The sequence below is a fragment of the Acidovorax sp. KPB24-07 genome (genome assembly GCF_057543315.1).
This window is the reverse complement of sequence record NZ_BAAJYS010000616.1, coordinates 1-1,501: the sequence shown is the minus strand read 5'-3', so window position 1 is coordinate 1,501 and position 1,501 is coordinate 1. Positions and strand designations below refer to the sequence as shown.

The following is a 1,501-nucleotide window of genomic DNA, read 5'->3' as shown; positions in this document are numbered from 1 at the left end:
CGCTGGTGCTGTGGAGCCTGGCGCACAAGGCCTCCACGCTGACGGCCCTGTCGGCCGGCTCCCACTACGCGACTCTCAAACGTGCTGGCGGCCGACCAGCGCGCCCTGGCCGAGCGCTTCGCCTCGCGCGCGTGGACCGCTGGGCCGGCGTGGCCCACCAGCCGGGCATCGCCGGCGCCCCGGTGCTGGACGGCGCCGCGGCGGTGTTCGAGTGCTTCAACCGCAGCCAGTACGTGGAGGGCGACCACACGATCTTCGTGGGCGAGGTGGAGCGCTGCAGCCACCGCACGGGCGCCTCGCCGCTGCTCTACCACGGCGGCACGTTCTACACCGAGCACCCGCTGGGCGCCGCGCCCGCGCTGCATGCCGAGATCCGCAAATGACGGCGCCGCGGGCCCTTCGAGGGGGCACCGCGGCGCGGCGGGGACCGAACGGCCAGGGTGGCGGCTATTTCACGCCGTCGGGCAGCTCGATCTTGACCTCCAGCACTTCCAGGTTGTCCTGGCGCTCCAGGTGCACCTTGATGTCGTCGGCGTGGATCGATACGTACTTGGAGATCACCGCCACCAGTTCGCGCTGCAGCGCGGGCAGGTAGTCGGGCGTGGAGGCGTTGCGGCCGTTGCGTTCGTGCGCGAGGATGATCTGCAGGCGCTCCTTGGCGACCGAGGCGGTCTTCTTTTTCTCGCCCAGCAGGAAAGACAACAGAGACATGCGTTACCTCCCGCCGAAGATGCGTTTGAAGAAGCCGGGCTTGTGCGCGTCGATGAACCGCAGGGGCTTGTCCTCGCCGAGGAAGCGGGCCACCACGTCCTTGTAGGCCTCGGACACGTCGGTGCCCTGCATGTGGATGGCGGGCGTGCCCTGGTTGGAGGCCTGCAGCACGTTCTCGGACTCGGGCACCACGCCGATCAGCTCGATGCGCAGGATGTCCTGGATGTCCTCCAGCGACAGCATCTGCCCGTCTTCCACGCGGTTGGGGTTATAGCGCGTGATGAGCAGGTGCTCCTTCACGGGCTCGCCGCCGGCGATGGCGCGCTTGGTCTTGCTGCCCAGCATGCCCAGGATGCGGTCGGAGTCGCGCACCGAGGACACCTCGGGGTTGGTCACCAGCAGCGCCTCGTCGGCGAAGTGCATGGCCATGAGCGCGCCGCTCTCGATGCCGGCGGGCGAGTCGCAGACGATGTACTCGAAGCCCATGCCGGACAGGTCGTTCAGGATCTTCTCCACGCCGTCCTGCGTGAGCGCATCCTTGTCGCGCGTCTGGCTGGCGGCCAGCACGAACAGGTTGTCGCACTGCTTGTCCTTGATGAGGGCCTGGTTCAGGTTGGCCTCGCCCTGGATCACGTTGATGAGGTCATACACCACGCGGCGCTCGCAGCCCATGATGAGGTCCAGGTTGCGCAGGCCGACGTCGAAGTCGATCACCGCGGTCTTGTGGCCGCGCAGTGCGAGGCCGGATGCGAAGCTGGCACTGGTGGTGGTCTTGCCCACGCCACCCTTG

The 1,501-nt window shown here is 68.0% G+C and carries 3 protein-coding genes; 1 reads left to right on the top strand and 2 read right to left on the bottom strand.

Features of this window, described 5'->3' with window-relative positions:
• Positions 1-383 (top strand): flavin reductase family protein (locus AC27IQ_RS24405; protein ID WP_487091119.1); only part of this gene is annotated, 383 nt, incomplete at its 5' end.
• A 64-nt stretch (positions 384-447) separates the two neighbouring features.
• On the opposite strand, the gene minE is transcribed toward AC27IQ_RS24405, so the two are convergent.
• Together minE and minD are read right to left on the bottom strand one after the other, a co-directional pair.
• Positions 448-711 carry a cell division topological specificity factor MinE gene (gene minE, locus AC27IQ_RS24400; RefSeq protein ID WP_092744488.1) on the bottom strand — a complete coding sequence of 88 codons (264 nt, stop codon included), beginning with the start codon at positions 709-711 and terminating at the stop codon, positions 448-450.
• Positions 712-714: 3 nt separating this feature from the next.
• Positions 715-1,501, bottom strand: a 787-nt coding sequence (gene minD / locus AC27IQ_RS24395) for a septum site-determining protein MinD (protein WP_487091117.1), incomplete at its 5' end; no start/stop codon positions are given.

What these genes read in the sequence shown, in the direction of transcription:
- minE (WP_092744488.1), bottom strand. Translation starts at nt 711, where the DNA reads ATGTCTCTGTTGTCTTTCCTGCTGGGCGAGAAAAAGAAGACCGCCTCG.